Genomic DNA, 26,951 nt, shown 5'->3' on the forward strand with positions numbered 1-26,951 from the left:
CATCCAGTCGCGCGGCTGCACGGTCACCGGTGCGACGTGCTGCGGCGCCTCGATGACACCGAGGTGGTGCAGGATCCGGTACAGGGCGTCGATCAGCCTGCGCACGGTGGCGGGGTCGCGGTCGCCGAGCTGACCGGTCTCGACGAGGATCGCGGGGATGCCCTGCCGGTTCGCCGCAGCGTGGCTGTTGCCGCCGTCGGCGCTGGTGCCGAAGATGACCCGCTCGTATCCGACCGCGTGGGCCATCGCCTTGTTCTTCGCGTCCAGCTCGGCGTCGCCGGTCAGGCGGTAGCCGACGAAGTCGAGCAGGAGTTGGTCGATGCCGCCGCTGTGCAGGTCCACGTAGGCGTCGGCGCCGTCGATCAGGTGCTCGAACAGCCAGGCCGCCATCCGGTCGGTGGGCCCACCGTCCTTGTCGCCGGGGAAGACGCGGTTGATGTTCACGCCGTCCAGCGGGGAGATGTTGAGCCTGCCCCCGTAGACGGCCGGCGGATTGGCCACGGGGCAGATCACCAGCCGGCCGGCGACCTCGTCGGGTTCCAGCAGCCCGGCCAGGCGGGTGGTGGCGTCGACGGGGATGAACTCGCCGCCGTGGACACCACCGGTGATCACGATCTTGGGGCCGGGACGGGAGCCGTTGACGAGGATCAGGGGAACGTCCACCGTCGTGGTGCCCAGGTCGGCGGGCAGGCTCCCGCGGGTCTTCTGGCCGGGCTCGGCACGCAGCGGGCCGATGGTCAGGGTCATGGCTTTCCTCGTTCGGGCTCAGGCCGCGGTGCGGCCGTCCGTGGTGATGAAGTCGATCGGCTGGGAGGTGCGGCCCTGAAGGGCGAGGTCCGCGGCGATGTCGCCCATGGCGGGCGAGAGCTTGAAGCCCTGACCGGAGAAGCCGGCCAGCAGGACGATGTCGTCGCAGCCGGGCAGCGAGCCGACCAGCGGCCGGGTGCTCTCGGTGTAGCCCTCCATGAAGACGGACAGGCGCACCGGGTCGGGATTCAGGCCGGGCAGGTGGCGCCGCACCGCCGTCGTGAAGGCCTCCAGTTCCTCCGGTGCGACGGTCCGGTTCAGCCGGTTCGGGTCGTCCACCGGCTTGTGGTGGGCCTGCGGCAGGCCGAGCTTGACGGACAGGCCGTCCGGGGACGGGATGCCGTAGAAGGGGATCGCGCCGCAGCGGATGAAGGCGGGACGCTCGGCGTCTGCCGGGTGGTCCTCGTGGGGCAGGAACCAGGCGCTGATCGCGCGGTGGACGCTCACCTCCCACGGCAGGTCGGGCAGCAGGTCGCCCACCCACGGGCCGGGGGTGACGACCGCGGCGTCGAAGCGCTCCGTGTCGGTGTCGGTGCGGATCTGCACGCCTCCCCCGGCGACGGGAGTCACCTCCCGCACCGGGGTGTAGCGGCGGATCCGGGCACCGAGCTCCTCGGCTCGCCGGGCGGCGGTCTGGACCGTCAGCTCGGGGCGGACGAAGCCCGCGTGGCCGTCGAGGACCACCAGGTCGCCGTCGTCGACGCGGAACAGCGGGAAACGCTTGGCCATCGCCTCGGTGTCGATCACCTCGTGGTCGAGGCCGTGCTCGGCGATGCCGTCCATGACGGTGCGCATCTCGGGGTCGTCGGCCGGCCCCATGACCAGGGCTCCGGTCAGGCGGCGCAGTTCCCGCCCGGTCTCCGCCTGCAACTGCCTCCAGAGGGCGTCGGCGTGCCGGACGAGCGGCACATAGCGGCCGTCGTGGGTCTGCACGCTGCGGAAGACCCTGGTCTCACCACCTGCGGCGCTACGGTCGTGGCCGGGGGCGAAGCGGTCGTAGGCAACGACTTCGGCGCCCCGTGCCGCCAGCCGCCAGGCGGCCTGGCTGCCCATCGTGCCGGTACCGACGACGGCGACACGTCTCCTCGCGGCCATGTGGTTCTCCTTGCCGGATGTGCCGAATCGTGGGCGGGGCGGGGTCAGGCCGCGGTGCGGTCGACGGTGGAAATGAAGTCGATGGGCTGGGGCGAAGTGCCGTCCAGCGCCAGGTCGGCCGCGATGTCTCCGAAGGCGGGCGAGAGCTTGAAGCCGTGGCCGGAGAATCCCGCGAGGAGTACGACGTTGTCGGCGCCGGGCAGCGGGCCGACCAGAGGGCGGCTGCTCTCGGTGTAGCCCTCCATGTAGACGGAGAGCCGGGTCGGGTCCGGGTGCAGGTCCGGCATGTAGCGGCCGATCAGCTCGCTGAAGATCTCCAGCTCCTCCGGCTGCACCGTCCGGTCCAGCTGGTTCGGGTCGCCCGCGGGCTTGTGCAGGGCCTGGGAGAGGCCGAGCTTGACGGAGACACCGTCCGGGGAGGGCAGGCCGTAGCAGTGGGTGGGTGCCGTGCGGATGAACGCGGGGCGCTCCTCGCCGAACCAGGCGTCGGTGGTGGGCACGTACCAGGCGCTGACCAGGCGGCGGACTTGCACTGCCCACGGCAGATCGGGCAGCAGGTCGTTGACCCAAGGGCCAGGGGTGACGACAGCGGTGTCGAAGCGCTCGCTGCCGGCGTCGGTGCGGATCTCCACGCCGCCCGCGGCGGGCACGATCTCGCGGACCGTGGTGTAGCGGTGGATGACGGCACCCAGCTCCTCCGCGCGGCGGGCGGCGGTCTGGACGGTCAGTTCCGGCCGGATGAAGCCCGCCCGGCGGTCGAGAACGGCGGCGTCGCCGTCCTCGATCCGGTACTGCGGGAAGCGCTTGGCGAGGGACTCGGCGTCGAGCACCTCGTGGTCGAGGTCGTGCTCCGCGATGGACTGCAGGACGGTGGCCATCTGCTGCTGCTCCGTGGGCCCCATCAGCAGGCACCCGGTCAGGCGGCGCAGCTCGCGGCCGGTCTCCTGCTGGAGCTGCTCATAGAGGGCGTCGGCGTGCTGGAGGAGCGGGACGTAACGGGAGTCCTCGAAGTGTGCGCTGCGGAAGATGCGGGTCTCGCCGCCTGCGGCGCTGCGGTCGTGGCCGGGGGCGTAACGGTCGTAGCCGACGACCTCGGCACCGCGGGCCGCCAGCCGCCAGGCGGCCTGGCTGCCCATGGTTCCGACGCCGACGACGGCGACGCGCTTCCTCGCAGGTGACACAGGACTTTCCTTTCGTATCGCCGGGCCGCATGCTGGGGCCCCGAGCGTGAGGATGTTTGGTGGCGACTTATTAGGTGGCGGGCCCTTTTGGCCCCACCGCTCGCATTCGTCCCGGATCCGGGGAACCCCCGCCCTCGGATTCCGCCTGCGTGCCACATTGTGGAATGGCGTGCTAGGATCTGGCACAGAGAATGACAGTGGCTTGGAGGGGAGTCAAGAGGTGTCCAGCGGAATCTCTGAGGATTAACAGGGGGAAACCGGATGGAGATGAGGAGTGTCACCAGGTCACTGCGGATCCTGGAGGCGGTCGCCCGGCATCAGCCGGTGACCGTCGGGGAGCTGACGAAGCTCTTCGGTCTGCCGAAGTCGACGGTGCAGCGCACGCTGGTCACGCTGGCGGAGGCGGGCTGGCTGCGGGCGAACCGCAGGGACACCACCCGCTGGGAGATCGGCGCCCGCGTCCTCGCCGTACGACCCGCCGCCCTGCAGGGCTCCAGCCTGCTCGCCGCCGCCCACGAGCCGATGGTCCGCCTGCGCGACGCCCTGAACGAGACGATCCACCTGTCGATGCCGGACGCCCTGCAGTGCATGGTCGTGGTGGACCGCGTCGACTGTGACCACCCCGTGCGAACCTTCCACACCATTGGCGACACCTCGCCCCTGCACGCCACCGCGGCGGGACGCGCCGTCCTCGCCCATCTGCCGGAGCACGAGGTCGACGAGTTCTCGACGGGCGTGCTGGAGGGTTACGTCGAGGCCACCATCACCGACCCGGCGGAACTGCGCGCCGAGCTGCGCCGCGTCAAGGACCGCGGTTACGCCGTCAACCACAACCAGTACCGGCCGGACGTGTGCGCCGTCGCGGCACCCGTCCTGGACGGGGACGGCTCACCCCTGGCCGCGGTCGCCGCCTCCATGCCCGGCTCCCGCTTCGATCCGGCCCGCACGGCCGAGCTGGGAGGCCTGGTCATGGACACCGCGTCGCAGATCACCGCTCGCCACTCGGGCTGACGGCGGTCGGGCCGGACAAGCACCCCAGCCCCCGGACGATGCCGTCGCCCGCGACGACCTGGAGCGAGGGCAACTCGTCGCACCCTTCGGTTTCGTGCCCGACGGCACCAGCTACCACCTCCTCAGCCGTCGATCACCCGAGCAAGACGGACGCGTCCGCCGGCTGACGGCATGGCTGCGGGCCAGGACGAGCCGGCTCGAAGACGATTCCGAACCGGTGTGACCGCTGGACTTGCCGGGCCGAGGACCAACGGCGGGAAGCCGGACGGAACCGAAGCACCGAGCGGGCCGCGATCTTGTCGCCGGACGCAGGGTGAGCGAAGCGGCATCACCACGGTGCAGATCGGCATGCCGTGTGGTCGTTGCGGCATGGAGCAGGTGACAGGCCGGACCGTGAGGCTCTGAGCAGCCGCGCCGAAGAGGGTGCGGCGGACTGCGAAGGAGCTTTCACATGGGTCGATACGATCTCGCCCTCATCGGATTCGGCGGCGTCAACCGCGCGCTGGCCGAGCTCGTATCCCGGCGCGGGGACCGCCTGGCCGGGGAGCTGGGCTTCACCCTGCGCGTCGTGGCGATCACCGATCTGCGGGCCGGTTCCCTGGTGGACACCGACGGCATCGATCTGGCGCCGCTGCTGGCCGCCGAGCCCGGGGAGCTGGACTTCGCGGGCCTTGCCGGCGGCAGCGCTGATCCGCGCAACGAGTGGGTGATCCGCGAGGTGCCGGCCGACATCGTCGTGGAGGCGACGTTCACCAACCCCGCCGACGGCGAGCCCGCCCTCTCCCACGTGCGCTGGGCCCTGGAATCGGGCAAGCACGTGTGCACCACCAACAAGGGGCCGGTCGCGCTCGCCGGCCGGGCACTGAAGCAGCTGGCCGCCGAACACGGTGTCGGCTTCGAGTTCGAGGGCTCGGTACTCAGCGGCACCCCCATACTGCGCACCGCCCGCCGCCTGTTCGGCGGACTGGAGATCACCGGTGTCCAGGGCATCTTGAACGGCACCTCGAACTACGTCCTCGGCCGACTCGAAGAAGGCCTCGATCTGCCGGCGGCGATCGCAGAAGCCCAGGACCTCGGGTACGCCGAAGCCGATCCCACCGCCGACGTCGAGGGCCACGACGTCCAGCTCAAGGTCATGATCCTGGCCAACGAGGTCCTCGGCGCCGACCTGCGCCGCGGAGACGTCTTCTGCGAGGGCATCTCCGCGATCAGCCCCCAAGAGGTGCAGGACGCCGCCTCCAAGGGGCTGCGCTGGAAGCTGGTCGGCTCCGCCACCCGCCACGAGGACGGCAGCGTCGACGCCCGGGTCGCCCCGCTCGCCCTGCCGGCACACCACCCGCTGGCGGGGATCTCCGGCCCGGTCAACGCGGTCGCCTTCCACACCGATCTCCTCGGCACCGTCACGGTCTCCGGGCCGGGCGCCGGCCGCATCGAGACCGCCTACGCCCTGCTGTCGGACCTCATCGCCATCCACCAGCGCCACGCGGACGACGACACCGCCCCCACGCGCCCCGTTCTCGAGGAGACGCACCGTGTCTGACACCGTCGTGCCCACCGGCATCGAACTCGGCACCGACACGGCGCCCGTGCACAACCCCTACACCGGCGAGATCATCGCCTCGGTCCCCACCGCCGACGCAGACGCCATCGGCACCGTCCTTCAGCAGGCCAGATGCGGGCGCCGCACCGCGGCCGCGCTGTCCCGCGCCTCCAGGGCCGCGATCTTGGAACGCGCCTCCCGTCTGGTCGAGCGGCGCGCCGAGTCCTTCGCCCAGCTGATCGTCAGCGAGGCCGGCAAGACCATCGCCCAGGCCCGCAAGGAAGTCGCCCGCGCGGTCAACACCCTCTCCCTGTCCGCGGCCGAGACACGGCGCAACGCCGGCGAGGTCATCCCCTTCGACTCCTATGAGGGCTCCGAGAAACGGCAGGGCTGGTTCACCCGCGAACCACTGGGCATCATCGCCGCCATCACCCCCTTCAACGACCCCCTGAACCTGGTCGCGCACAAACTCGGCCCGGCCATCGCGGGCGGCAACGCGGTCATCCTCAAACCGTCCGCCCTGACGCCGCTGTCCGCGCTGCGGCTGGTGGACACCCTCATCGAGGCCGGCCTGCCCGAGGAGATCGTCACCGTCGTCAACGGCGACGCCGGCATCGCCGCCGCGATCGTGACCGCCCCCGACGTGCGCATGGTGTCCTTCACCGGCGGGTTCACCACCGGCGAGGCCATCTCCCGCACAGCCGGCCTGAAGAAGCTCGCCATGGACCTGGGAGGCAACGCCCCGGTCATCGTCATGGACGACGCCGACCTGGAGGAGGCCGTGGCCTGCTGTGTCTCCGGCGCGTTCTGGGCCGCGGGCCAGAACTGCATCGGCACCCAGCGGATCCTCATCGCCCACGAGGTCTACGAGCGCTTCCGCGACGCCTTCGTCGCCCGCACCAAGCTGCTGCGCGTCGGCGACCCGCTCGACGAGCGCACCGACGTCGGCCCCATGATCACCCAGGAGGCCGCGGCCGCCACCCGGGCCAAGGTCGACGCGGCGGTGGCCGAGGGCGCGGTGCTGCTGTGCGGCAACGACGTCAGCGGCTCCCTCTACACGCCGACCGTCCTGGAAGACGTCCCGGCGACCTGCTCGATCCGGCAGGAGGAGGTGTTCGCCCCGGTCGTCGTGCTGGAGCCGTTCACGTCCTTCGAGGACGCCATCGAGCAGGCCAACGCCATCGACTACAGCCTCCACGCGGGCATCTTCACCTCGCGCCTGGACCGCGCCCTGTCCGCGGCCCGCCTGCTGGAAGCGGGCGGAGTGATGATCAACGACTCGTCCGACTACCGCTTCGACGCCATGCCGTTCGGCGGCTTCAAGTACGGCAGCATGGGCCGCGAGGGCGTGCGCTTCGCCTTCGAGGAGATGACCCAGCCCAAGGTCGTCTGCGTCAACCACATCAGTGAAGTGGTGCAATGATCGCCTTCCGCACCGGCGCGACTCCACGATGGCCGCGGAGAACGGGCAACCCCCGCTCAACGCCTTCGAGCCGCTGATCACCCAAGCGGCCGGGACGGAAGTGACGAACCTCGTGGTCCAGGGCGGGCCACGCGACCGGGAACAGGCACCCCTCGCCGCTCATCCCGGTGCCGCCGTGGTCCGACCTCCTCGCGGACGGTCGACCACCCTGGACAGGGTGAGCGCCGTGACCGTGTCCCGGACGCCGGGCATCTGGGCGATGTCCTCCCAGATGCCCCGTACGCGTTCCAGCGAGGCCGCCTCGAGGCGCACCATGATGTCGAAGTCGCCGCTGAGGATCTCGCAGATGACGACCTCCGGGATGCGCTTGAGCGCGGCCAGGACATCGCCGCCGCGCATTCGGTCCTGGCGGTAGACGAGTACGAGCGCCGAGACGACGTCGCCGGTGTCGTCGCCGGCGCGGACGATGGTGTAGCCGGCGATGTGGCCTTGCCGCTCCAGCCGTTCGATGCGCTGGCGCACCGCGTTGCGGGACAGCAGCACTCTGCCGGCCAGTTCGGAGTGCGAGATGCGGCCGTTGCGGGTCAGCTCGGCGATGATCTTCTCGTCGATGGCGTCCACGGTGGACCGTCTCCTTCGCGAATCGGTCGAGGTCGCGCACCCCCACGGCACACGGATCGCGGGTGTGCCGCAGACGCAGAAGGCGGTCGCGGCGGCCGCACCCGCCGTGACCCCCACTGTTCCGGCCAGGAACAGGCCGCGGTCGGTCCGGGCACCATCATCGTGCAGGATGCGAACGAACGCGCGACACCGCCGGCCGCCAGGCGGGCCGGCTGCCGATCGTTCCGACGCGCGACGGCGACGCCCTTTCCGGCAGCTGCCACAGGACTTTCCTTTCGTATCGCCAGGGCGCATGCTGGGGCCCCGACGTGGGGCTGCTCGGTCAGGAGGGCCTGCGGCTCACACCGTCCGTTGTCTCGGAGTTCGGCTCGGACCTCTCAGATCGTGCCACAATGTGGAATGCTGTGCTATATTTTGGCACAGAGGATGACAGTGGCCCGAAGCGGGAGTCAAGAGGGTGTCTAGCAGATATCTCGAGGGTCGACAGGGGGAAGCCGGATGGAGATGAAGAGCGTCACCAGGTCGCTGCGGATCCTGGAGGCGGTCGCCCAGCACCAGCCGGTCACGGTCGGGGAGCTGACGAAGCTGTTCGGCCTGCCGAAGTCGACGGTGCAGCGCACCCTGGTCACGCTGGCGGAGGCGGGCTGGCTGCGGGCGAACCGCAGGGACACCACCCGCTGGGAGATCGGCGCCCGCGTCCTCGCCGTACGGCCCGCCGCCCTGCAGGGCTCCAGCCTGTTCGCCGCCGCCCGCGAGCCCATGATCCGGCTCCGCGACGCGGTGAACGAGACCATCCACCTGTCGGTGCCCGACGCCCTGCAGTGCATGGTCGTGGTGGACCGCGTCGACTGCGACCACGCTGTACGAACCTTCCACAACGTGGGAGACACCTCACCGCTGCACGCCACGGCCGTCGGGCGAGCCGTCCTCGCCCACCTCCCGAAGCAGGACGTCGACGAACTCCTCACGCGGGGACTGGAACGCTTCAGCGACACCACCCCTGCCGACCCCGAGGAGCTGCGCGCCGAGCTGGACCGGGTGCGCGGCGACGGCTACGCGGTCAACCGCAACCAGTACCGGCCGGGCGTCTGCGCCCTCGCCGCGCCCGTGCTCAACGAGGACGGAACACCGCTGGCCGCCGTGGCCATCTCGATGCCCGATTCCCGGTACGACGCGGACCGGATGCCCGAGTGGGGCCGCCTGGTCGCCGGCACGGCCGCGGAGATCTCCGGGCGCCTGATGGGCGCCTGATGGGCGCCTGAACGAAAGGCGGTGGCCGAGAGCCCCGCACCAGCGAGGGTCGGCTCCACGCACCGGCGTGGAGCCGGCCCTCAGTGCGTGTCGCGGCAGCCATCGCCTCTGCGTCCGGCCGGATGAAGAGCCAGACGTAGGGCGCGGTCCAATCGGCAGACCCCAGCCGTATGCCGGATTGTGGAACGCGATGCTAAAATCCGGCACGGATCATGGTCGGCCCAGGGAGGGAGTCAAGAGGTGGTCACACAAACCCGCACAGCTGACGGGGGCACTGGATGGAGATGAAGAGCGTCACCAGGTCGCTGCGGATCCTGGAGGCGGTCGCCCAGCACCAGCCCGTCACGGTCGGGGAGTTGACGAAGCTGTTCGGCCTGCCCAAGTCGACCGTGCAGCGCACTCTGGTCACACTCAACGAGGCGGGCTGGCTGCGGGCGAACCGCAAGGACACCACCCGCTGGGAGATCGGCGCCCGCGTCCTCGCCGTACGGCCCGCCGCCCTGCAGGGCTCCAGCCTGTTCGCCGCCGCCCGCGAGCCCATGATCCGCCTCCGGGACACGCTGAACGAGACCATCCACCTGTCCGTGCCCGACGCCCTGCACGGCATGGTCGTCGTCGACCGCGTCGACTGCGACCACGCCGTACGAACCTTCCACGCCATCGGCGACACCTCACCGCTGCACGCCACGGCCGCCGGACACGCGGTCCTCGCCCATCTGCCGAAGTCCGAGGTCGACGAGTTCACGGCGGGCACGCTCGAGGGTTACGGCGACGAGACCATCACCGACCCGGTGGAGCTGCGCGCCGAACTCCGCCGCGTCAAGGGCCGTGGATACTCCGTCAACCTCAACCAGTACCTCCAGGGTGTCTGTGCCATCGCGGCACCCGTCCTGGATGGTGACGGGTTGCCTGTGGCGGCCGTGGCCGTCTCGATGCCCGACTCCCGCTTCGACGCCGGCCGGCTCGCCGAGCTGGGGCAGCTGGTGACCGCCGCCGCGGCGGACATCACCGCCCGCCATCTGCGCTGATCGCACCGGCCCCCGGTTGTACGACAGCCCCGTATCACCGGTGAGCGGCAGCGGGCCGACCCCGACCACGTTCCCTTGCGCTCCACGACACCTGCGTCCCCTGCTGCGGGAGACCCGCAGCGGTGGCTCCCGCAGTGGCCCGACCCGCAGGACGCGCACGCCATCCGCGCCTGCGCGAGCCGCCGTCCGGCTGGGAGCAGGCAGGCCCGATCCCCGTGCCCGGCCTGGAGGACTGTTCGGCCGGGCACGGGGCCCGCGCGGTGCGCGACGCGGCGAATGTCAGGGCAGGACCGCCGCCGTCATCGCACGGGCACCGCGAGGTACTGGTACTCCAGGAACTCGTCGATCCCGACCCGGCCGCCTTCACGGCCGAGCCCGGACTGCTTGACACCGCCGAAGGGAGCGGCCGGGTTGGAGACGAGGCCGGTGTTGAGGCCGACCATGCCCACCTCGAGGCGTTCGCTCACGCGCAGGGCGCGGTCGAGGCCCTCGGTGAAGACGTAACCGACCAGTCCCCAGGGGGTGTCGTTGGCGCGGCGTACCACCTCGTCCTCGTCGTCGAAGGTGAGGATTGCCGCGACCGGGCCGAAGATCTCCGTGTCCATCAGGCGGCTGTCGGGGGCCACATCGGTGAGCACGGTCGGCGGGTAGAAGCAGCCCGGCCCTTCCGGGGCTCGGCCACCGACGAGGACCCGGGCCCCGCGCCCCACCGCGTCGGCGACCAGTTCCTCGACCTTGGCACGTCCGGTCCTGTCGATCAGCGGACCGACGTCGACGCCGTCCCGGGTCCCCGGGCCCACGACCAGCGCGCCCATGCGCTCGGCGAGCCGCCGCCCGAACTCCTCCGTCACCGACCGGTGCACGAAGAAACGGTTCGCGGCCGTGCACGCCTCGCCCATGTTGCGCATCTTGGCGACCATCGCGCCGTCCACGGCCTTGTCCAGGTCGGCGTCCTCGAACACGATGAAGGGCGCATTGCCGCCCAGTTCCATAGAGGTGCGTACGACGGTGTCGGCGCACTGCGCCAGCAGCAGCCGCCCGACGGCCGTGGAACCGGTGAACGAGAGCTTGCGGATCCGCCCGCCGCGCAGGAGCGGTTCGCACACCTCCCCCGCACGGGAGGTGGTGACGACGTTGAGCACGCCGTCCGGCAGCCCGGCCTCCTTGAGGATCGCGGCGAGCGCCAGGCTGGACAGAGGGGTCTGCGGGGCCGGCTTGAGCACCATCGTGCAGCCCGCGGCGACCGCCGGGCCGATCTTGCGGGTGCCCATGGCCAGAGGGAAGTTCCACGGGGTGATCAGCAGGCAGGGGCCGACCGGGCGACGGGAGAGCAGCATGCGGTTGCGGCCGTCGGGCAGGGTGGCGAGGCCGCCGTCGATGCGGACGGCCTCCTCGGAGAACCAGCGGAAGAACTCCGCCGCGTACGCCACCTCTCCCCTGGCCTCGGCCAGCGGCTTGCCCATCTCGGCCGTCATCAGGTGCGCGAGCTCGTCGGTCCGCTCGAGGATGATCTCGTACGCGCGGCGCAGGATCTCACTGCGCACCCGCGGTGCCGTACGCGCCCATTCCTCCTGGGCCTGCACGGCCGCGTCCTCCGCGAGCCGGGCGTCCTTGGGCCCGGCGTCCGCGACGTGACAGAGGATCTCGCCTGTCGCGGGGTCGTCGACGGGCATGGTGGCGCCGTCCGCGGCGTCCACCCAGGCCCCGCCGATGAACAACTGCGTGGGTGTGTCGGTCATGAGGCTCCTCCTGGTTGATCGGCGGCGGGGTCCAGCAGTTCCGCCAGGTGCAGGGCACGGATGCCCCGGTCACCGGCGAGGTGGTCGATCTGGGTGGCGCAGCTGAAGCCGTCGGCCACGACGACGGCCCGCCTGTCCTGGTCGATGCCGTCCAGACGGGGTTTCAGGGCCAGGTCCGCGACGGCCATCGAGGTGTCGTAGTGCTCTGCCTCGAAGCCGAAGTTGCCGGCGAGTCCGCAGCAGCCCTCGGCCTCGTCGACCTTCCTGACACCGAGGCGGCTGAGCAGGTCGCGCGGGTGGCGGCCCTTGAAGGTGGCGTATTCGTGGCAGTGCGTCTGCAGGACGACGTCGTCCGGCAGCTCCGGCGGCGTCCAGCCGGGCGCGGCGAGGTCGGTCAGGGCCCCGGTGAAGGTGTGGACGCGGGCCGCGACGCGGCGGGCCGCTCGGGTGCCGAGGAGTTCGGGCACGTCGCGTTTGAGGGCCGCGGCGCAGCTGGGCTCGGCCACGACGATGGGCCGTTCGTCGCCGTTGTCCAGGCGGGCGACCGTACGGGCCATGATGCGGCGCGCGATGGACAACTGGCCGGTGCTGACCCAGGTCAGGCCGCAGCACAGGCCGTCCTCCGCCGTACAGGGGATTCCGGCGTCGGCGAGGACGCGGCTCGCCGCTCCGGCCACCTCGGGACGGAAGGCGCGGGTGAAGCTGTCGACGAAGAGCAAGGCCTTCGCCGGTTCGCCCGTCCTCGCCGTGCGCAGGGCCCGGCGCAGCGCGCGCCGGGAGGCGAAGGCGGGGATGCGGCGTTTCGTGGTCACGCCTCCGAGGCGGGCGAGCAGCTTGCCGACCGGCCCGCGCAGCAGCGCGTTGACCGGGCGAGCGGCGTATCCGGCGAGGGTCGACGTCAGGGGCAGCCAGCCCAGCGAGTAATGGGAGCGGGGCCGGATCCTGCCTTTGTAGTGCTGGTGCAGGAACTCCGACTTGTACGTGGCCATGTCGACGCCGACCGGGCAGTCGCTGGAGCACGCCTTGCAGGACAGGCACAGGTCGAGGGCGTCGCGCACCTCGGCAGAGCGCCAGCCGTCCTGGACGGTCCCGCCGCGCACCATCTCCTGAAGGAGGCGGGCCCGGCCCCGCGTGGAGTCGTTCTCCTCTCCCGTGGCCCGGTAGCTGGGACACATCACACCGCCCGCGTCGCTGCGGCAGCGGCCGACTCCGACACAGCGGCGCACCGCGCCCGCGAAGCCGTCCTCGTCGTGCGGGAAGGAGAAAAGGGTCTCGGCGGGCAGCACCTCGGGCGCGTGCAGCGCGAGATCCGCGTCCAGCCGGGCCGGAGCCACGATGACGCCGGGGTTGAGCAGACCCTCGGGGTCGAAGGTCTCCTTGAAGGCGGCGAACGCCCGGATCATCCGGTGGCTGTACATGACCTGAAGCAGCTCGCCTCTGGCCCGCCCGTCACCGTGCTCGCCCGACAGCGTGCCGCCGTGCGAGACCACGAGCGTGGCCGCCTCGCCGAGGAAGCGGCGTGCGGCCGCCCGGCCGGTGTCCGTGGCCAGGTCGAAGTCGATACGGACGTGCACGCAGCCCGCGCCGAAGTGCCCGTACAGCACGCCGGTCAGGCCGTGGGAGGACAGCAGCTTGCGGAAGTCGCGCAGGTAGGCGGCCAGGTCCTCCGGTGCGACGGCCGCGTCCTCCCAGCCGGGCCAGGACTCCCCGCCGTCCACCAGGCGAGCGGCGAGCCCTGCCCCGTCCTCGCGGACCCGCCACAGCGAGCGCCGCTCGGCCGGGCTCTGGACGACCCGCCCACCGGTCATCCGGCCCCGTGCTGCGAGCACGTCCAGCAGTTCGGCGGCGCGGGCGTCGACCGCCGCCTTGTCGTCACCGTCGAGTTCGACGTACAACCAGGCCCGCCCCTCGGGCAGTCCGGTGACGGAGTCCGGTCCGCGTCGGGCGCGCATGGTCTCGACGATCGCCTCGTCCATGCCCTCCACCGCGGTGGGATTCCAGCGCAGGATCTCCGGGACGTCCTCGGCGGCGTCGACGACGTCGTCGTAGCCGAGCGTCAGCAGCGTCGAAGCCTGTGCGGTCGCCACCAGGCGGACCGTCGCCGCGGTGACGACCGCACAGGAGCCCTCGGTGCCCACCAGCGCGCGGGCCATGTCGAAGCCGTGCTCGGGCAGCAGGTGGTGCAGCTGGTAGCCGGATACCTGGCGGGGGATGCGGCCCAGCTCGGTGCGGATCGGCGCCAGGTTGGCGTCGACGAGGCGGCGTACGTCCGCTTCGAGGCGGGCGACGCGCTGGACCGCGTCCGTGTCGTTCGGGTCGGCCGCGCGCAGGCCGGTGCGGTCCGCGACGGCGCGCACGCCGTCGGCCGTGACGATCTCAAGCGCCTCGATGTGGGAGCTGGTACGTCCGTGCCGCACCGACCGGTTCCCGCACGCGTCGTTGCCGATCATGCCGCCGAGGGTGCAGCGGCTGTGCGAGGAGGGGTCGGGGCCGAAGGTGAGCCCGTGCAGGGCGGTCGCGCCGCGCAGCGCGTCCAGGACCACTCCGGCCTGGACGCGCGCGGTGCGCGCCGCCGGGTCGATGTCCAGGATCCGGTTCATGTACCGGGAGAAGTCCAGGACGACGCCCGGCCCTACCGCGTTGCCCGCCATGCTGGTGCCGCCGCCCCGCGCGGTGACCGGGATCCGCGCGTCCCGGCAGGCCCGCAGCACCGCGACCACGTCGTCGTCGCTGCGGGGGAAGACCACGGCCCGCGGCGGGACCCGGTAGTTGGAGGCGTCGTAGGCGTAGAGGCCGGTGGAGCCAGGGCCGGTCTCCACCCGCAGGCCGGGAGCGGTCTCGGCGAGCCGCGCGACCAGCGGCTCCAGGGCCGTGGTGGTGTCCGTCATCGCCGTGCCACGCCCGATGTGCCGACCTCCACCGCGGTCGCCCACGCCTGGAGACCCTCGTCCACCGCCGTCTCGTCGATCACGAGCGCCGGGATCATGCGCACGACCTGGTTCCAGGCCCCGCACAGCAGCAGGAGCAGGCCCTCGTCCACGGCGGCGCGCTGCACGCGGGCGGCGGTCTCCGGGTCGGGGCTGCCGTCCTCGGTGACGAACTCGGTGGCGAGCATGAGCCCGAGGCCGCGTACGTCGCCGATGCCCGGTGTCCGGTCGGCCACCGCCTCCAGCCCCTGGCGCAGCCGCTTGCCCATCGCCTCGGCGTTCTCGACGAGCTTCTCGTCGCGTACGACGTCGAGAGTGGCGCAGGCAGCCGCGCATGCGACGGCGTTGGCGCCGTACGTACCGCCCTGCGAGCCCGGCCACGCCTTGGTCATCAGCTCCTCGGAGGCGGCGATGCCGGACAGCGGGAACCCGCTGGCCAGGCCCTTTGCGGTGACCAGGATGTCCGGGGTGACGCCGAAGTGGTCGTGGCCCCAGAAGCGGCCGGTGCGGCCGACGCCCGTCTGCACCTCGTCGAGGATCAGCAGGAAGCCGTGTCGGTCCGCGCGCTCCCGCAGGCCCTGGAGGAAGGCCTGGGTCGCGGGCACGTATCCGCCTTCGCCGAGCACCGGCTCGACGATGATCGCCGCCGTGTCGGCGGGCGAGGAGATCGTCTGGAGCGTGTAGTCCAGTTCCTTCAGGGCGAAGCGGGTCGCGGTCTCCTCGTCCCAGCCGTATCGGTAGGCCGACGGGAAGGGGGTGACGACGACACCGCTCATCAGCGGGGAGAAGCCGGAGCGGAAGCGGGTGCCGGAGGTGGTCATGGAGGCGGCGGCCACCGTACGACCGTGGAAGCCGCCGTGGCAGACGATGATGTTGGGGCGGCCGGTGGCCTGGCGGGCCAGCCGCAGCGCCGCCTCGACCGCCTCGCTGCCGGAGTTGGTGAAGAACAGGCTGTCCAGGCCGGCCGGCAGCACCTCGCCGAGCTTGTCGACGAGCCGCCGCAGGGGCTGGTGCATGACCGTCGTGTACTGGCCGTGGACGAGGGTGCCCACCTGCTCCTGAGCCGCCGCCACGACCTTGGGGTGACAGTGCCCGGTGCTGGTGACGCCGATGCCGGCGGTGAAGTCCAGGTAGCGGCGGCCGTCCTCGCCGTAGAGGTGGACGCCCTCGCCCCGGACCGCCACCACGGGTGTGGCCTGGCGAAGGTGCGGCGACAGTGCGGTCATGTTCGTCTCCCGGCGTGTTCGTCGGTCTGCTCCGGTCTCCCCGAGCATCTCCGTGGACCGGGCCGGCACCAACCCGCGATCTGTCCGGCCGCGACGCGGTATCCGGACGTTGTGTCAACCGCACCCGGCTCCGTGCCCCGCCCGTCCGCCACGCGCTCGCCGTCTCCGGGCCCTTGCGCAGGTCAGCGACGCTTGTCAGAGTGACGGGGCACTTCCCCGAGCTCTCGGGCTCCGCTCGAGCGGGGGCCCCATGGAGGCACCGTGAGCGAGAACCACCACACTGCTCCAGGGCCGGGCGCCGACAGCACCGGCGCCTCCGTGCCGGGCGGCGAGCTGGACACCGTCGGCCGCCCGATCAGCGTGGCCGACGTCCTGGCCCTCCCCGTCCTTGCCGCCGGACAGCCCCAGGTCGTCACCGGCGTGGCACGGCTCGACCGGCCCGTCCGCTGGGTCCACATCACGGAGCTGACCGACCCCGCCTCCTTCCTCAAGGGCGGCGAACTCGTACTGACCACCGGCATGCCTCTGCCCGACGGACCGGCGGGTGTACGGCGCTACGTCGACGAACTCGCCGACATCGGCGCCGCGGCCCTGGTCATCGAACTGGTCCGTCGCTACCACCGTCCGCCCGACGCCCTGGTCCACGCCTGCCAGGCCCGCGGCCTCCCCCTCATCACCCTGGCCAGGGACGTCAACTTCCTGGAGGTCACCCAGGTCGTCCACGCCCTCATCCTCGGCAACCAGGCCGAGGCGATGCGGCGGACCCAGCGGGTCCACGAGGCGTTCACCGCCCTCACCCTGCGCGGCGCCGGACCCGAGGACGTCGTACGCGCCGCCGCCGAGATGAGCGGCCACACCGTCGTACTGGAGAACCTGGTCCACCAGGCACTGATCTACCGGCCCTCCGGAGACACGGTCGAGGTGGCGCTCACCGACTGGGAACAGCGCTCCCGAGCGACACCGCCCGCCGACCACACCACCGTCTCGGGCCCCGAGAGCTGGCTCACGGCACCCGTGGAGTACCAGGGCGAACGCTGGGGCAGGGTGGCCATGCTCCCGGCACCGCCCGGCCCGGCCGCTCCTTGGGCGTGCGGCCCGTTCGGCCCCGAGGACGTCACCGTCCTGGAGAGGACCGCGATGGCCCTCACCATCGCCCGCCTCACCCACTCCGAACCCTGGGAGCGCACCGCACATCGCAGCGTCCTGCGCGACCTCGTGGAACAGCGCCACCGCTCGCCTGCGGACGCCGACGCCCGGGTCACCGCGCTGGGAGTGCCGACGAAGGGCTCCCGCTTCCTCGCCGTGCTCGTGGACGTCCCTCAGCAGGACGACACGGCCAAGGCGGAGGAACTCCTCTCCGAGGAGCCGAGGAAGAGGGGATACCAGGCCCTCGTCGGCCTCCTCGGACCGACCCGTATCGGCATCCTCCTGTCCCTGCGGCCGGAGCAGCCATGGCGACCCGTCGTCGAACACCTGAGCCGCACCGCACTCGACCTGTTGCCGGGGACGGCTGTGAGTACGGGCAGCGAGGTGACAGACCTCACCGGCGTCGCCCACTCCTTCCGCGACGCGACCCGTGTGGCCGAAGCCACCGAGCCCGGCCAGCCGCTCCCGCCCGGACGTTCCTACCACGAACGATCCGACATCGGCCTGCGCCGCCTCCTCTTCGCACTCCGCGAAGACACCCGCATCCAGGACTACGCCGAACGCCGGCTCGGCCGACTCGCCGACCACGACGCCCGCCACGGCACGGACTTGCTGACCACCTTGCGGCACTACCTGGACGCGGCAGGCAACAAGACGGTGGCGGCCCGCTCGGGCGGTCTGTCCCGCGAGACCGTCTACCAGCGTCTTCGCGCCATCGAGCGGATACTCGAGTGCGACCTGGAGTCCGGCGAACAGCGCACCGAACTACACGTGGCACTCACCGCGCTCGACGTTCTGCGGGTGCGCTGAAGGGCCTCTCGGCCAGCAGCAGCGCGACAGACCGGCAGCGCTTTCCGAAGCTACGCGCGGCCGGCACGTCGGCCCCGTCCCCGGGAACCGCAGCGGCGGAACGGTTCAGGTCAGGTCGTTCAGGACCGGCTGGGGTGTGGGGCCGGCGGCGGGTGGGCGGGATCCTATCGAGTGGTATCGGGCGGGCAGGCTCGACAGCTGCCGGGGCGGTAGGCAGTTCTTGCCGTCCACGATCAGGCGGGGTTCGGCGAGCAGGCCGCTCAGGATCCGCCAGTCCGCTTCCACGATGTCCGGCCACTCGGTCAGGATGACGGCCGCGTGGGCTCCCTGGACCGCCGTGCTCAGGCAGTCCGCGGGGCGGGTGCCGGGGAAGAGCGCGGCGATGTCGTCCTTGCCGGTGGCCGGGTCCCAGACGCGGACCTCGGCCGCCTGGTCGAGCAGGGCGGGGACGATGCTGCGGCTGGGGGCCGCGCGCAGGTCGTCGCTCCAGGGCTGGTACCGGAGCCCCAGCACCGCGACGACCGCGTCGGGAAGCTGTCCGTCCAGTGCGCTCTGGAGCATCCGGACGACGAGTCGGGGCTGGTCCCGGTTGACGGCGATGGTGGCGTCCAGCAGCGGAGTGGGAACGCCCAGGGCGGCCGCCCAGCGGGCCAGGGCGGCGGTGTCCTTGGGCAGGCAGTGGTCGCCGAACCCGAGGCCGGGCTGCAACAGGGCGTGCCCTATGCGCGGGTCGGCGCCGATGCCGCGCATGACGTGGTCGACGTCGACGTCCGGAAGACAGCACAGGCGGGCGATCTCGTTCCCGAAACTGATCTTGGTGGCCAGGAAGGCGTTGGCGGCGTACTTGATGATCTCCGCGCTGGTGGGGCTGGTCACCACCCACTCGCAGGCCGGGCCCGCGTAGAGATCGCGGAGCGCCGGAAGGAGATCGTGCGACCACAGGCCCACGACGACGCGGGCGGGGCAGGCCCAGTCCCGCAGCGCGCTCCCTTGGCTGAGGAACTCCGGGTTGTGCACGTAGCGCTCCCGCAGCCCGGGGTGGGCGTCCGCGAGGTCGTTGCTGGTGCCCGGCGGGATGGTGGACTTCACCGCCACCACACGCGGGGCGGGCCGTAGCCGGAGGACGGCGTCCAGAGCGGTGCGGACCTGCGAGAGATCCACCCATCCGTGCCCGTCGGGCGGTGTCCCCACGACGATGAGCACGACGTCGAAGGGCTGGTGCCGGTGCGGTGGCCCGGGTGCGCCGGTGAACGACAGCCGCCCGGTGGCGAGGGCCGCCGACAGCGCCTGCTGCAAGCCCGGCTCGCTGAAGGGGACCCGTCCTGTCCGCAGGTCGCGCAGCCGGGCCGGGTTCTGCTCGACGCCGGTGACATGGTGCCCCTGCAAGGTCAGCTCCACCGCACCGGTCACTCCGACATAGCCCTGCCCCATCACAGCCACGTGCATGGGATCCTCCGCTGGGTGCGTCGCACCCGCCGTCCCCCTGCGGCAGGTGCGTGACCGCGGTATGCGTATGGCCCATACGGCCCGAACCGGTCTCCGGTTGCCTGCGTCAGCGCCCCCGCCTCGAACCGGTCGGCCGGGGTCCTCAGCGGGCTATGAACCAGTGTGCGGCGTCATGGCGAGGGGGGCGAACCGCAGCATCCCCGGTCGGGAACAGACCCGATAGGCCGCCCGTCCGGGCCCGGACGAGGCCGAACACACCATCCATGGACGATCCGTGGCCGGCGCTGCTGCGCGCCAGGCGGCTGCCGCGGCACAGTCGCCGCGACAGCCGCGGGACGATCACCGTGGCTGCCGCGGGCCATGCCCCGGGCCGCTCATCAGCCGACCTCGAGCACGATCTTGCCGCGGGTCCGACCGCTCATGCTGAGACGGAACGCCTCGGCGGCCTCGGCCAGCGGCAGGGCGTGCTCGACGTGGACGTCGAGCCTGCCGGCGTCGGCGAGTCGAGCGAGCTCCGCGAGGTCCGCGCTGTCGGGGCGGACCCACACATGGTGTCCACCGCGCTCGGTGACCGCCGGGTCGACGACCGACGCGAGACGCGAGCGGTCCTTGAGCAGTTCCTCGGAGACCGCGACCGCGTCGCCGCCGACGTAGTCCACTGCCGCGTCGACGCCCTCCGGCGCCAGCTGCCGGACCCGGTCGGCCAAGCCGTCGCCGTAGGTGACGGGCTCGGCGCCCAGGGAGCGCAGGAAGTCGTGGTTGTGTTCGCCGGCGGTGCCGATCACCCGGGCTCCCTTGGCCACCGCGATCTGCACCGCGAAGGATCCGACGCCGCCGGCCGCCGCATGGACCAGGACCGTGTCGCCCTCTCCGACCCCCACCCGGGCCAGTGACTGCCAGGCGGTGAGCCCTGCCAGCGGGACGCCGGCCGCCTGCTGCCAGCTCAGCGACGCGGGCTTGCGCGCGAGGGTACGCACGGGTGCGGCGACGAGCTCGGCATAGGTGCCGTGCTGCACCTCGTCCTTGCGGACGTATCCGAACACCTCGTCGCCGACCGAGAATTCCGAGGCGTCCAGGCCGACCGCCTCGACGACGCCCGCCACATCCCATCCGGGCACCAGGGGGAAGTGGACGTACATGATCGGATCGAGATAACCGGCGACGATCTTCCAGTCCACCGGGTTGACCCCGGCGGCCTTCACTCGTACGAGCACCGAGTCGGGTCCGACCTTGGGGTCGTCGGTCTCGGCCAGTTCCAGGGTTTCGGGGCCACCGTAACGGCTGACGGTAATTGCACGCATAACGGACACGATAGGTGTCGGGGGGCGCCTCGTCCGCGGTTTCTGCCGCATCTCCACGAACAGGCTTCACCAGCGACACCGTTCACTTGCCTCACCCGCACGTACTGTGCCCGGTCGCACCCCACGCCCGGTCCCTGACGGGCACTCAGGTTCGGATCGGCGCAGGAGCGGGAGCCACGCACTCGAAGCTACGAACTCGTGGAGAAGCGGAACGCACCGGCGCCGCCGCCCATCGTGAGCCAGATGTGCTCGCCCTCCCTGACCAGGCGGAGGGCGATGTGCGCGCAGCCGGGGCAGCGGGCGGTCAGGCCCGGTTCGGGGCCGTAGACGTGGAGTTCGGCGAGCGGACCCGACCGCGCGCACTCCGGGCACCGCCACCAGGCCGTGGTGGGCTCCACCGAGAGGATCTCCGAGAGCGGGCCGGCGAGGCAGTTGCCGTCGAGATGGGTGGTGGCGTCTGCCATGAGGACCTCCCGTGCGGTCGGGGTCGGTGGGTCATCCGAAGCGCTCGGTGCGGATCGTGACGGGGTCCCGCCCCCTGTCGATCAGCAGGTTGTCGACAGCTTCCACGAAGCCGGTCGGCCCGCAGACGTACACGGGACTTGCCGGTTTCAGTCTGGCCGTCGCCTCGTCCAGGTCGGCCGGTGTGATGCGGCCGGGCGGGCGCACGCTGCCGGGCGGGGTCTGCCGTGTGTACACGATGCGGACGTCGAGGAGGGGGTCCCCGTCGGCCAGGTGGTCGCGGTACCAGACGTCCTGCGGGGTGCGCACCGAGTACAGCAGGTGCAGGGGGCCGCGCGAGCGTGCCGCGCGGTGGGCGCGGACCATGGCCGTCAGCGGGACGACACCGGAGCCGCCCGCCACCAGGAGCGCCGGCTCGGTCTGCTCGGCCCGCCAGACGAACCAGTTGCCGAGCGGGCCGCGTACCTCCACCTCCGCGCCCACCGGCAGGCCGTCGGCCAGGTAGGGCGAGACCTCCCCGTCGGGCACTGCCTGCACGCCGAGTTCGATGCGCTCGCCGTCGGCGGGCGCGGCCAGGGAGTAACTGCGTACGGCCTGGTAGCCGTCGTCGGCGGTGAGCCGTACGTCGACGTGCTGGCCGGGCAGATGGCCGGGCCAGCCGGGCACCGTCAGCACCAGGGACCGGGCGGTGGCGCTCTGGGAGCGGCGCTCGAGGAGCCGGGCGCGGCGCCAGGCGAGGCCCATGCTCAGTCGCCCCAGTTGCGCTGCTCGCGCCACGGGTCGCCGTAGTCGTGGTACCCGACGCTCTCCCAGAAGCCGGGCTCGTCCTCGTGCGTGAGCGTCAGTCCGCGCACCCACTTGGCCGACTTCCAGAAGTACAGGTGCGGTACGAGCAGCCGCGCCGGGCCGCCGTGCTCGGGGGACAGCGGATGGCCGTCGTAGGTGTGGACGATCCACGCCTTGCCGTCGAGGAGGTCCTCCAGCGGAAGATTGGTGGTGTACCCGCCGTAGCTGCTGACGACGGCGTAGTCCGCGGCCGTCTCCACGTCCTCGAGGAAGGCGTCGACGGGGACGCCCCGCCACTGCGTGTCGAACTTCGACCAGCGCGTCACACAGTGGATGTCGTGGGTCGTCTCCTGCTGCGGCAGGGCCATCATCTCGTCCCAGGTCCAGCTGTGCGTGGCGCCGAGTTCCGTGGTCACGGTGAAGGACCACGTCTCGGTGGGGACCCTCGGTGTGGGGCCCGCCGACAGCACGGGGAAGGACTCGGTCGGGTACTGACCGGGCGGCAGACGGTCCGCGAGCCGCCGCCCGCGGCCCTGGAAGCCGGGTGAGAAGGAAGTCACAGCGTTGTCTCCTGAGCCGATGCGGCCGATGCCGCCGTTGCCGGCCAAGCCGGTGCAGCCGGTGCCTGCCCTGCGGACGGCGCGGCCGATGCCGCCCATGTGCCGTCCGTACTGCCGTCCGCGGCCGATGCAAGGCAACTGGGCCCGGTCACTCCTCCAGTGTCGGGTGACCGGGACCACCCCACCACTCGGTCGCGGTGGAGCCGCGCGGACGTGATGCGGGGAGTGCGTCCGCGCGGCCCGTCCGGCGCTCGGCCCGCCGCGCGGACGGCGTCCCGGATCAGGTCGGCGACGTCCTCGGCCCGCGGGACGGCGACCGCGTGCGACGCGCCCTCGAGTCCGACGATGGTCGCGCCCGCCCGCTTCGCGCCGAAGCGCTCCACCTCCGGGTTGATCGCCTCGTCCACGCCGGCCGTCAGCGCCCCGGACGGCCTGGTCTTCCGTGCGGCGGCGGAGGCCCTCTTCTCGGCCGAGGCTCTCGCCCTCCTCCGTCAGGCGGTGTGCAGGGCCGTGTGCAGGGTGCGCGCCGCCAGGGTGATCGCGGCCTCGGCCGCGTGGGTCCCGCGCAGCGCGTTGAGCATCACGAAGTCGTGGATGATGCCCTGGAAGCGCACAGCGGTGACCGGAACCCCGGCCTGGCGCAGCTTGTTGGCGTACGCCTCGCCCTCGTCCCGCAGCACGTCGGCCTCGGCGGTGATGACCAGGGCCGGGGGCAGGCCGGTGAGCTGCTCGGTGGTGGCGCGCAGCGGGGACGCGGTGATCTGGGCGCGCTCGCTCTCGTCGGTCGTGTACTGGTCCCAGAACCACTGCATGCCGTCCCGGCGCAGGAAGTAGCCTTCCGCGAACTGGTGGTAGGAGCCGGTGTCGAAACCGGCGTCCGTGACCGGGTAGAACAGCACCTGCTGCACCAGCGGGAGGCCGCCGCGCTCCTTGGCCATCAGCGTCAGGGCGGCGGTCATGTTGCCGCCCACGGAGTCACCGGCGACGGCCAGCCTGGAGCCGTCGAGGCCCTTGGACGCGCCCTGTTCCACGACCCACTTCGCGACGGCGAAGTTCTGTTCGATGGCGACGGGGTAGCGGGCCTCGGGCGACAGGTCGTACTCGGGGAAGACGACGGCGGCGCTCGCACCGACGGCCAGTTCGCGCACCAGGCGGTCGTGGGTGTGGGCGTTGCCGAAGACCCAGCCGGCGCCATGGATGTAGATGATCACCGGGAGCGTTCCGGTCGCCCCGGCGGGTTTGACGATACGCGCCCGCACACTGCCCGTCGGCCCGCCGGAAACGGTGATCCACTCCTCGTCGACCGCCGGCTTGTCGACGTCCCCGGACTGCACCTCGTCGACGGCCTTGCGCCCTTCCGCCGGGGCCAGGTCGAACAGGTAGGGCGGATTGGCGGTCGCCTCGGCGAACTCGGCTGCGGCCGGCTCCAGTACCGGCTGGACCGGCGCGACGGCATCGGACATGGAAACTCCTCGAATTGCGGTGGGGACGCCGGTCCTGCCGGCGAACGACCCGGTTCGTGTGCTGACCTCTCCGGTGCCGCTGACGGACACCGTAGGACCCCTGCGGTGGCGGCGATTGCCCCTGAGCGCACGACTGCTGTGCCCACAGCGCACGGGCGTCGCCGGGTCCTCACCGCCGATCGGCGACCTGCGCATCCGAGTGCGCTGTGAGGAACACAGTGGTGCGCTGAGAGCACACACGACCGTTTCGACCGGGCCTAGTGTGTGGCTGAGCGATCGCGGTCCGCCCGTGGAATCGGGCCGACGTCACGCGCACATCTCCGCTCTTCCTCTCTTCTTCGTCCGCCGACGTCAACCACAGCGGACAGCACATCCGTCCAGTCCCGGAGGGGGTCGTACACACATGTCAGCAATGCCGGTCGGCGGACTGGTTCCCCGAGCCACCGACGATGCCGCGGATCTCGTCGTCCGCAATGCGAAGGTCCACACGGGAGACCCGAGCCGCCCCCAGGCGGAGGCGATCGCCGTCCGGGGCGGTGTCATCACGGTCGTCGGCGACGACAGGGACGTGGCCCCGCACGTAGGCGCGGCCACCAAGGTGGTGGACGCGCTCGGGCGACGGGTGATCCCGGGTCTCAACGACGCCCATCTGCATGTGATCCGCGGTGGGCTCAACTACGTCCTGGAGTTGCGCTGGGACGGGGTGCGCAGCCTGCGCCAGGGCCTGGAGATGCTGCGTGAGCAGGCCGCGCGCACCCCGAAGGGCCAGTGGGTGCGGGTGGTGGGCGGCTGGTCGGCCGAGCAGTTCGCCGAGCGGCGGCTGCCGACCGTGGCGGAACTGAACGCCGCCGCCCCGGACACCCCGGTGTTCGTTCTGCACCTGTACCAGTCGGCCGTCCTCAACCGGGCGGCACTCAAGGCCGCGGGCTACGGCAAGGACACCCCCGACCCCAAGGGCGGGCAGATCGTCCGCGGCCGGGACGGGGAACCGACGGGCATGCTGCTGGCCGCGCCCAGCGCCCTCATCCTGTACTCGACGCTGGCCAAGGCGCCGGTGCTCCAGGGCGAGGACATGAAGACCTCGACCCGTCATTTCCTGCGCGAACTGAACAGGTTCGGACTGACCTCGGCCATCGACGCGGCCGGCGGGTTCCAGAACTTCCCCGACAACTACAGCACCGTCATCGAACTGGCGAAGGCCGGTCAGTTGTCGCTGCGCATCGCCTATCACCTCTTCCCTCAGACGGCCGGGCAGGAGATAGCCGACCTCACCCGCTGGATCGAAATGGCCCGCCCCGAGGACGGGGACGAATGGCTGCGGCTGAACGGGGCCGGGGAGAATCTCACCTGGGCGGCGGCCGATTTCGAGAACTTCGCCCAGCCGCGCCCCGAACTCGGCCCCGATTACGAGGCGGATTTCGAGAAGGCGGTCCGTCTCCTCATGGAGAACGGGTGGGGATTCAGGCTGCACGCCACGTATGACCACACCATCCGCCGGGACCTGGAGGTGTTCGAGAAGCTGGCCGCGGAAGGGCTCTTCCCGGTCGGGAACCGGTGGTTGTTCGACCATGCGGAGACCGTCTCGCCGGACAGCCTCGACCGGGTCGCCGCCCTCGGCGGAGCCATGTCCGTGCAGAACCGGCTCTCGTTCCAGGGCGAGGCGTTCCTGCGCCGCTACGGCCCCGGCGCCGCCGCGGACGCCCCGCCGATCCGCGCCATGCTGGACCGCGGGCTGACCGTCGCCGCCGGCACGGACGCCACCCGCGTCTCCACCTACAACCCCTGGGTCGCGCTGCACTGGCTCGTCAGCGGCCGCACGGTCGGTGACCTGGCGCTGCGCCCGTGGACGAACCAGGTCGACCGGGAGACCGCGCTGGAGATGTTCACCCGCGCCGGCGCCCGACTGACCGGCGAGGACGACGTCAAGGGCGTCCTGCGCCCCGGCTGTTACGCCGACCTGGCGGTGCTGTCGGAGGACTACTTCACGGCGCCGGAGCCGGTGATCCCCCACATCGAGTCGCTCCTCACGGTCACCGGTGGCCGGATCGTGTACGCCGCCGCCGAGTACGAGGGCCTCGACGAGGAACTGCCGCCCATCAGCCCCGACTGGAGCCCGGTGGCGCACTTCGGCGGCTACCAGGCGTCCGGGCAGGGCCTCGCGGGCGCCCGGCAGGCGCAGGCGCTCGGCGAGGCCGTGGCCGAGTCGGAGCGGCACCGCGAGTGGCGCGTCCGGCGTGGTCTGGCCCCGGACGGTGCCGGCACTCCGTTCGACCCCTGCTTCGTCCTCTAGAGCTCCCGGGAGGGGCCCGGCCCCGGAGCCGCCCCTCCCGGGGCACCACCCCCCACCACAGGCCCCGTCCTCAGGACGGCGCCTGCCCGACACGGACGCCCGTCCGCGTCCTACTCATGGAAAGGCACTCTCATGGTCAACATCTCCGAGGTCACCGCTGCCCCCAGCCCCGACCTGCTCACCCCGGACAACTGCGCGGTGCTGTTCGTGGACCACCAGCCGCAGATGTTCTTCGGCACCGGCAGCGGCGACCGCACCGCGATCATCAACTCCACCGTGGGCCTCGCCAAGTCCGCCAAGGCCTTCGACGTCCCGGTCGTGCTGAGCACCGTGGCCGCCGAGTCCTTCTCCGGCCCGATCATGCCGCAGCTGGCCGAGGTCTTCCCGGAGCAGAAGATCATCGACCGCACCACGATGAACGCCTGGGAGGACCTGAACTTCGTCGAGGCGGTCAAGGCGACGGGCCGCAAGAAGCTCGTGATCGCCGGTCTGTGGACCGAGGTCTGCATCGTCCTGCCGACGCTCTCCGCGCTCGCCCAGGGCTACGAGGTCTACGTCGTCACCGATGCCTCCGGCGGCGTCACCCCGCAGGCCCACGAACACGCGGTGCAGCGCATGATCCAGGCCGGCGCGGTCCCGGTCACCTGGGTGCAGGTCCTCCTGGAGCTGCAGCGTGACTGGGCCCGCACCGAGACGTACGCCGCGGTGGGCGACGTGGTCAAGGAGCACGGCGGGACCTACGGTCTCGGGATGGTCTACGCGCAGTCCATCATCGGCGCCCACGCCGCCGGCTGACCCGTCCGCGGAGGAAGACACGGGAAGGTCAGGAACAGGCAGG

21 protein-coding genes and 1 pseudogene are annotated in these 26,951 nt (G+C 71.7%); 8 read left to right on the plus strand and 14 right to left on the minus strand.

Features of this window, described 5'->3' with window-relative positions; translation table 11 throughout:
• From C3488_RS29445 to solA (C3488_RS29455), 3 genes are all read right to left on the minus strand, one after another.
• A partial coding sequence (locus C3488_RS29445; protein WP_103843932.1) for a succinylglutamate desuccinylase/aspartoacylase family protein occupies nt 1–747 on the minus strand: 747 nt, incomplete at its 3' end.
• 18 nt (nt 748–765) lie between these two features.
• Nucleotides 766–1,902 (minus strand): N-methyl-L-tryptophan oxidase, encoded by a 1,137-nt coding sequence (gene solA, locus C3488_RS29450; RefSeq protein ID WP_103843933.1) that lies wholly within the window; start codon nt 1,900–1,902, stop codon nt 766–768.
• 44 nt (nt 1,903–1,946) lie between these two features.
• Nucleotides 1,947–3,083, minus strand: a complete 1,137-nt coding sequence (gene solA, locus C3488_RS29455) for an N-methyl-L-tryptophan oxidase (protein WP_103843934.1) — start codon at nt 3,081–3,083, stop codon at nt 1,947–1,949.
• Between the two features lie 267 nt (nt 3,084–3,350).
• Here solA (C3488_RS29455) and C3488_RS29460 point away from each other — a divergent pair, with 267 nt between their 5' ends.
• The 3 genes from C3488_RS29460 (at nt 3,351) to C3488_RS29470 (ending at nt 7,057) form a co-directional block, all read left to right on the plus strand.
• On the plus strand, nt 3,351–4,094 hold the full coding sequence (locus C3488_RS29460) for an IclR family transcriptional regulator (protein ID WP_103843953.1): 744 nt from the start codon (nt 3,351–3,353) through the stop codon (nt 4,092–4,094).
• Nucleotides 4,095–4,545: 451 nt separating this feature from the next.
• The gene (locus C3488_RS29465) at nt 4,546–5,634 is read left to right on the plus strand and encodes a homoserine dehydrogenase (RefSeq protein ID WP_103843935.1); all 1,089 of its coding nucleotides are present in this window, start codon (nt 4,546–4,548) and stop codon (nt 5,632–5,634) included.
• Complete coding sequence (locus C3488_RS29470) at nt 5,627–7,057, plus strand: aldehyde dehydrogenase family protein (RefSeq protein WP_103843936.1); 1,431 nt, start codon at nt 5,627–5,629, stop codon at nt 7,055–7,057. Before C3488_RS29465 ends, C3488_RS29470 begins: the two co-directional genes overlap by 8 nt.
• A gap of 159 nt (nt 7,058–7,216) precedes the next feature.
• Here C3488_RS29470 and C3488_RS29475 read toward each other — a convergent pair whose 3' ends face one another.
• Nucleotides 7,217–7,678 carry an Lrp/AsnC family transcriptional regulator gene (locus C3488_RS29475; protein WP_103843937.1) on the minus strand — a complete coding sequence of 154 codons (462 nt, stop codon included), beginning with the start codon at nt 7,676–7,678 and terminating at the stop codon, nt 7,217–7,219.
• A 504-nt stretch (nt 7,679–8,182) separates the two neighbouring features.
• Between C3488_RS29475 and C3488_RS29480 the strand changes: the two genes are divergently transcribed.
• Complete coding sequence (locus C3488_RS29480) at nt 8,183–8,929, plus strand: IclR family transcriptional regulator (RefSeq protein WP_103843954.1); 747 nt, start codon at nt 8,183–8,185, stop codon at nt 8,927–8,929.
• Nucleotides 8,930–9,213: 284 nt separating this feature from the next.
• Nucleotides 9,214–9,957, plus strand: coding sequence for an IclR family transcriptional regulator (locus tag C3488_RS29485; RefSeq protein WP_103843938.1), 744 nt, complete (start codon nt 9,214–9,216; stop codon nt 9,955–9,957).
• Nucleotides 9,958–10,256: 299 nt separating this feature from the next.
• On the opposite strand, the gene C3488_RS29490 is transcribed toward C3488_RS29485, so the two are convergent.
• Genes C3488_RS29490 through C3488_RS29500 form a run of 3 tightly spaced genes read right to left on the minus strand, consistent with a single transcriptional unit; the run spans nt 10,257 to nt 15,849 of the window.
• The gene (locus C3488_RS29490; protein ID WP_103843939.1) at nt 10,257–11,696 is read right to left on the minus strand and encodes an NAD-dependent succinate-semialdehyde dehydrogenase; all 1,440 of its coding nucleotides are present in this window, start codon (nt 11,694–11,696) and stop codon (nt 10,257–10,259) included.
• Nucleotides 11,693–14,584: an FAD-binding and (Fe-S)-binding domain-containing protein gene (locus tag C3488_RS29495; protein WP_103843955.1), complete on the minus strand. Its 2,892-nt coding sequence runs from the start codon at nt 14,582–14,584 to the stop codon at nt 11,693–11,695. The genes C3488_RS29490 and C3488_RS29495 overlap by 4 nt, the downstream gene beginning before the upstream one ends.
• On the minus strand, nt 14,581–15,849 hold the full coding sequence (locus tag C3488_RS29500; RefSeq protein ID WP_103843940.1) for an aspartate aminotransferase family protein: 1,269 nt from the start codon (nt 15,847–15,849) through the stop codon (nt 14,581–14,583). Before C3488_RS29500 ends, C3488_RS29495 begins: the two co-directional genes overlap by 4 nt.
• A 261-nt stretch (nt 15,850–16,110) precedes the next feature.
• Here C3488_RS29500 and C3488_RS29505 point away from each other — a divergent pair, with 261 nt between their 5' ends.
• On the plus strand, nt 16,111–17,805 hold the full coding sequence (locus tag C3488_RS29505; protein WP_181139246.1) for a PucR family transcriptional regulator: 1,695 nt from the start codon (nt 16,111–16,113) through the stop codon (nt 17,803–17,805).
• Between the two features lie 105 nt (nt 17,806–17,910).
• Here C3488_RS29505 and C3488_RS29510 read toward each other — a convergent pair whose 3' ends face one another.
• The 7 genes and pseudogenes from C3488_RS29510 to C3488_RS29540 all read right to left on the minus strand — a co-directional run bounded on the left by C3488_RS29510 (nt 17,911) and on the right by C3488_RS29540 (nt 23,823).
• A complete protein-coding gene (locus C3488_RS29510; RefSeq protein ID WP_103843941.1) occupies nt 17,911–19,251 on the minus strand; it encodes a UDP-glucose/GDP-mannose dehydrogenase family protein in 1,341 nt (446 codons plus the stop codon).
• Between the two features lie 377 nt (nt 19,252–19,628).
• Nucleotides 19,629–20,552, minus strand: coding sequence for an NADP-dependent oxidoreductase (locus C3488_RS29515; protein ID WP_103843942.1), 924 nt, complete (start codon nt 20,550–20,552; stop codon nt 19,629–19,631).
• A 188-nt stretch (nt 20,553–20,740) separates the two neighbouring features.
• Nucleotides 20,741–21,016, minus strand: coding sequence for a DUF6510 family protein (locus C3488_RS29520; protein ID WP_103843943.1), 276 nt, complete (start codon nt 21,014–21,016; stop codon nt 20,741–20,743).
• A gap of 31 nt (nt 21,017–21,047) precedes the next feature.
• Nucleotides 21,048–21,758 (minus strand): ferredoxin reductase, encoded by a 711-nt coding sequence (locus tag C3488_RS29525; protein WP_103843944.1) that lies wholly within the window; start codon nt 21,756–21,758, stop codon nt 21,048–21,050.
• Nucleotides 21,759–21,760: 2 nt separating this feature from the next.
• Nucleotides 21,761–22,360 carry a sulfite oxidase-like oxidoreductase gene (locus tag C3488_RS29530; protein WP_103843945.1) on the minus strand — a complete coding sequence of 200 codons (600 nt, stop codon included), beginning with the start codon at nt 22,358–22,360 and terminating at the stop codon, nt 21,761–21,763.
• Nucleotides 22,361–22,620: 260 nt separating this feature from the next.
• A pseudogene (locus C3488_RS41955) lies at nt 22,621–22,821 on the minus strand (alpha/beta hydrolase); the annotation flags it as partial.
• A gap of 30 nt (nt 22,822–22,851) precedes the next feature.
• The gene (locus tag C3488_RS29540) at nt 22,852–23,823 is read right to left on the minus strand and encodes an alpha/beta hydrolase (protein WP_103843946.1); all 972 of its coding nucleotides are present in this window, start codon (nt 23,821–23,823) and stop codon (nt 22,852–22,854) included.
• A 403-nt stretch (nt 23,824–24,226) separates the two neighbouring features.
• Between C3488_RS29540 and C3488_RS29545 the strand changes: the two genes are divergently transcribed.
• Both C3488_RS29545 and C3488_RS29550 read left to right on the plus strand, forming a co-directional pair.
• Entirely contained in the window at nt 24,227–26,113 is a 1,887-nt protein-coding gene (locus C3488_RS29545; RefSeq protein ID WP_103843947.1) for an amidohydrolase, read from the plus strand.
• A 132-nt stretch (nt 26,114–26,245) separates the two neighbouring features.
• Nucleotides 26,246–26,908, plus strand: coding sequence for a hydrolase (locus C3488_RS29550; protein WP_103843948.1), 663 nt, complete (start codon nt 26,246–26,248; stop codon nt 26,906–26,908).
• Nucleotides 26,909–26,951: the final 43 nt, after the last annotated feature.

This window comes from Streptomyces sp. Ru72 (genome assembly GCF_002920635.1).
In the GTDB taxonomy this organism is placed as follows: Bacteria; Actinomycetota; Actinomycetes; order Streptomycetales; family Streptomycetaceae; genus Streptomyces.

Coding starts and splice junctions, on each gene's coding strand:
- solA (WP_103843933.1), bottom strand. CDS start 1,902: ATGGCCGCGAGGAGACGTGTCGCCGTCGTCGGTACCGGCACGATGGGC.
- C3488_RS29460 (WP_103843953.1), top strand. CDS start 3,351: ATGAGGAGTGTCACCAGGTCACTGCGGATCCTGGAGGCGGTCGCCCGG.
- C3488_RS29465 (WP_103843935.1), top strand. CDS start 4,546: ATGGGTCGATACGATCTCGCCCTCATCGGATTCGGCGGCGTCAACCGC.
- C3488_RS29480 (WP_103843954.1), top strand. CDS start 8,183: ATGAAGAGCGTCACCAGGTCGCTGCGGATCCTGGAGGCGGTCGCCCAG.
- C3488_RS29485 (WP_103843938.1), top strand. CDS start 9,214: ATGAAGAGCGTCACCAGGTCGCTGCGGATCCTGGAGGCGGTCGCCCAG.
- C3488_RS29490 (WP_103843939.1), bottom strand. CDS start 11,696: ATGACCGACACACCCACGCAGTTGTTCATCGGCGGGGCCTGGGTGGAC.
- C3488_RS29495 (WP_103843955.1), bottom strand. CDS start 14,584: ATGACGGACACCACCACGGCCCTGGAGCCGCTGGTCGCGCGGCTCGCC.
- C3488_RS29500 (WP_103843940.1), bottom strand. CDS start 15,849: ATGACCGCACTGTCGCCGCACCTTCGCCAGGCCACACCCGTGGTGGCG.
- C3488_RS29510 (WP_103843941.1), bottom strand. CDS start 19,251: ATGCACGTGGCTGTGATGGGGCAGGGCTATGTCGGAGTGACCGGTGCG.
- C3488_RS29515 (WP_103843942.1), bottom strand. CDS start 20,552: ATGCGTGCAATTACCGTCAGCCGTTACGGTGGCCCCGAAACCCTGGAA.
- C3488_RS29520 (WP_103843943.1), bottom strand. CDS start 21,016: ATGGCAGACGCCACCACCCATCTCGACGGCAACTGCCTCGCCGGCCCG.
- C3488_RS29525 (WP_103843944.1), bottom strand. CDS start 21,758: ATGGGCCTCGCCTGGCGCCGCGCCCGGCTCCTCGAGCGCCGCTCCCAG.
- C3488_RS29540 (WP_103843946.1), bottom strand. CDS start 23,823: ATGTCCGATGCCGTCGCGCCGGTCCAGCCGGTACTGGAGCCGGCCGCA.
- C3488_RS29545 (WP_103843947.1), top strand. CDS start 24,227: ATGTCAGCAATGCCGGTCGGCGGACTGGTTCCCCGAGCCACCGACGAT.
- C3488_RS29550 (WP_103843948.1), top strand. CDS start 26,246: ATGGTCAACATCTCCGAGGTCACCGCTGCCCCCAGCCCCGACCTGCTC.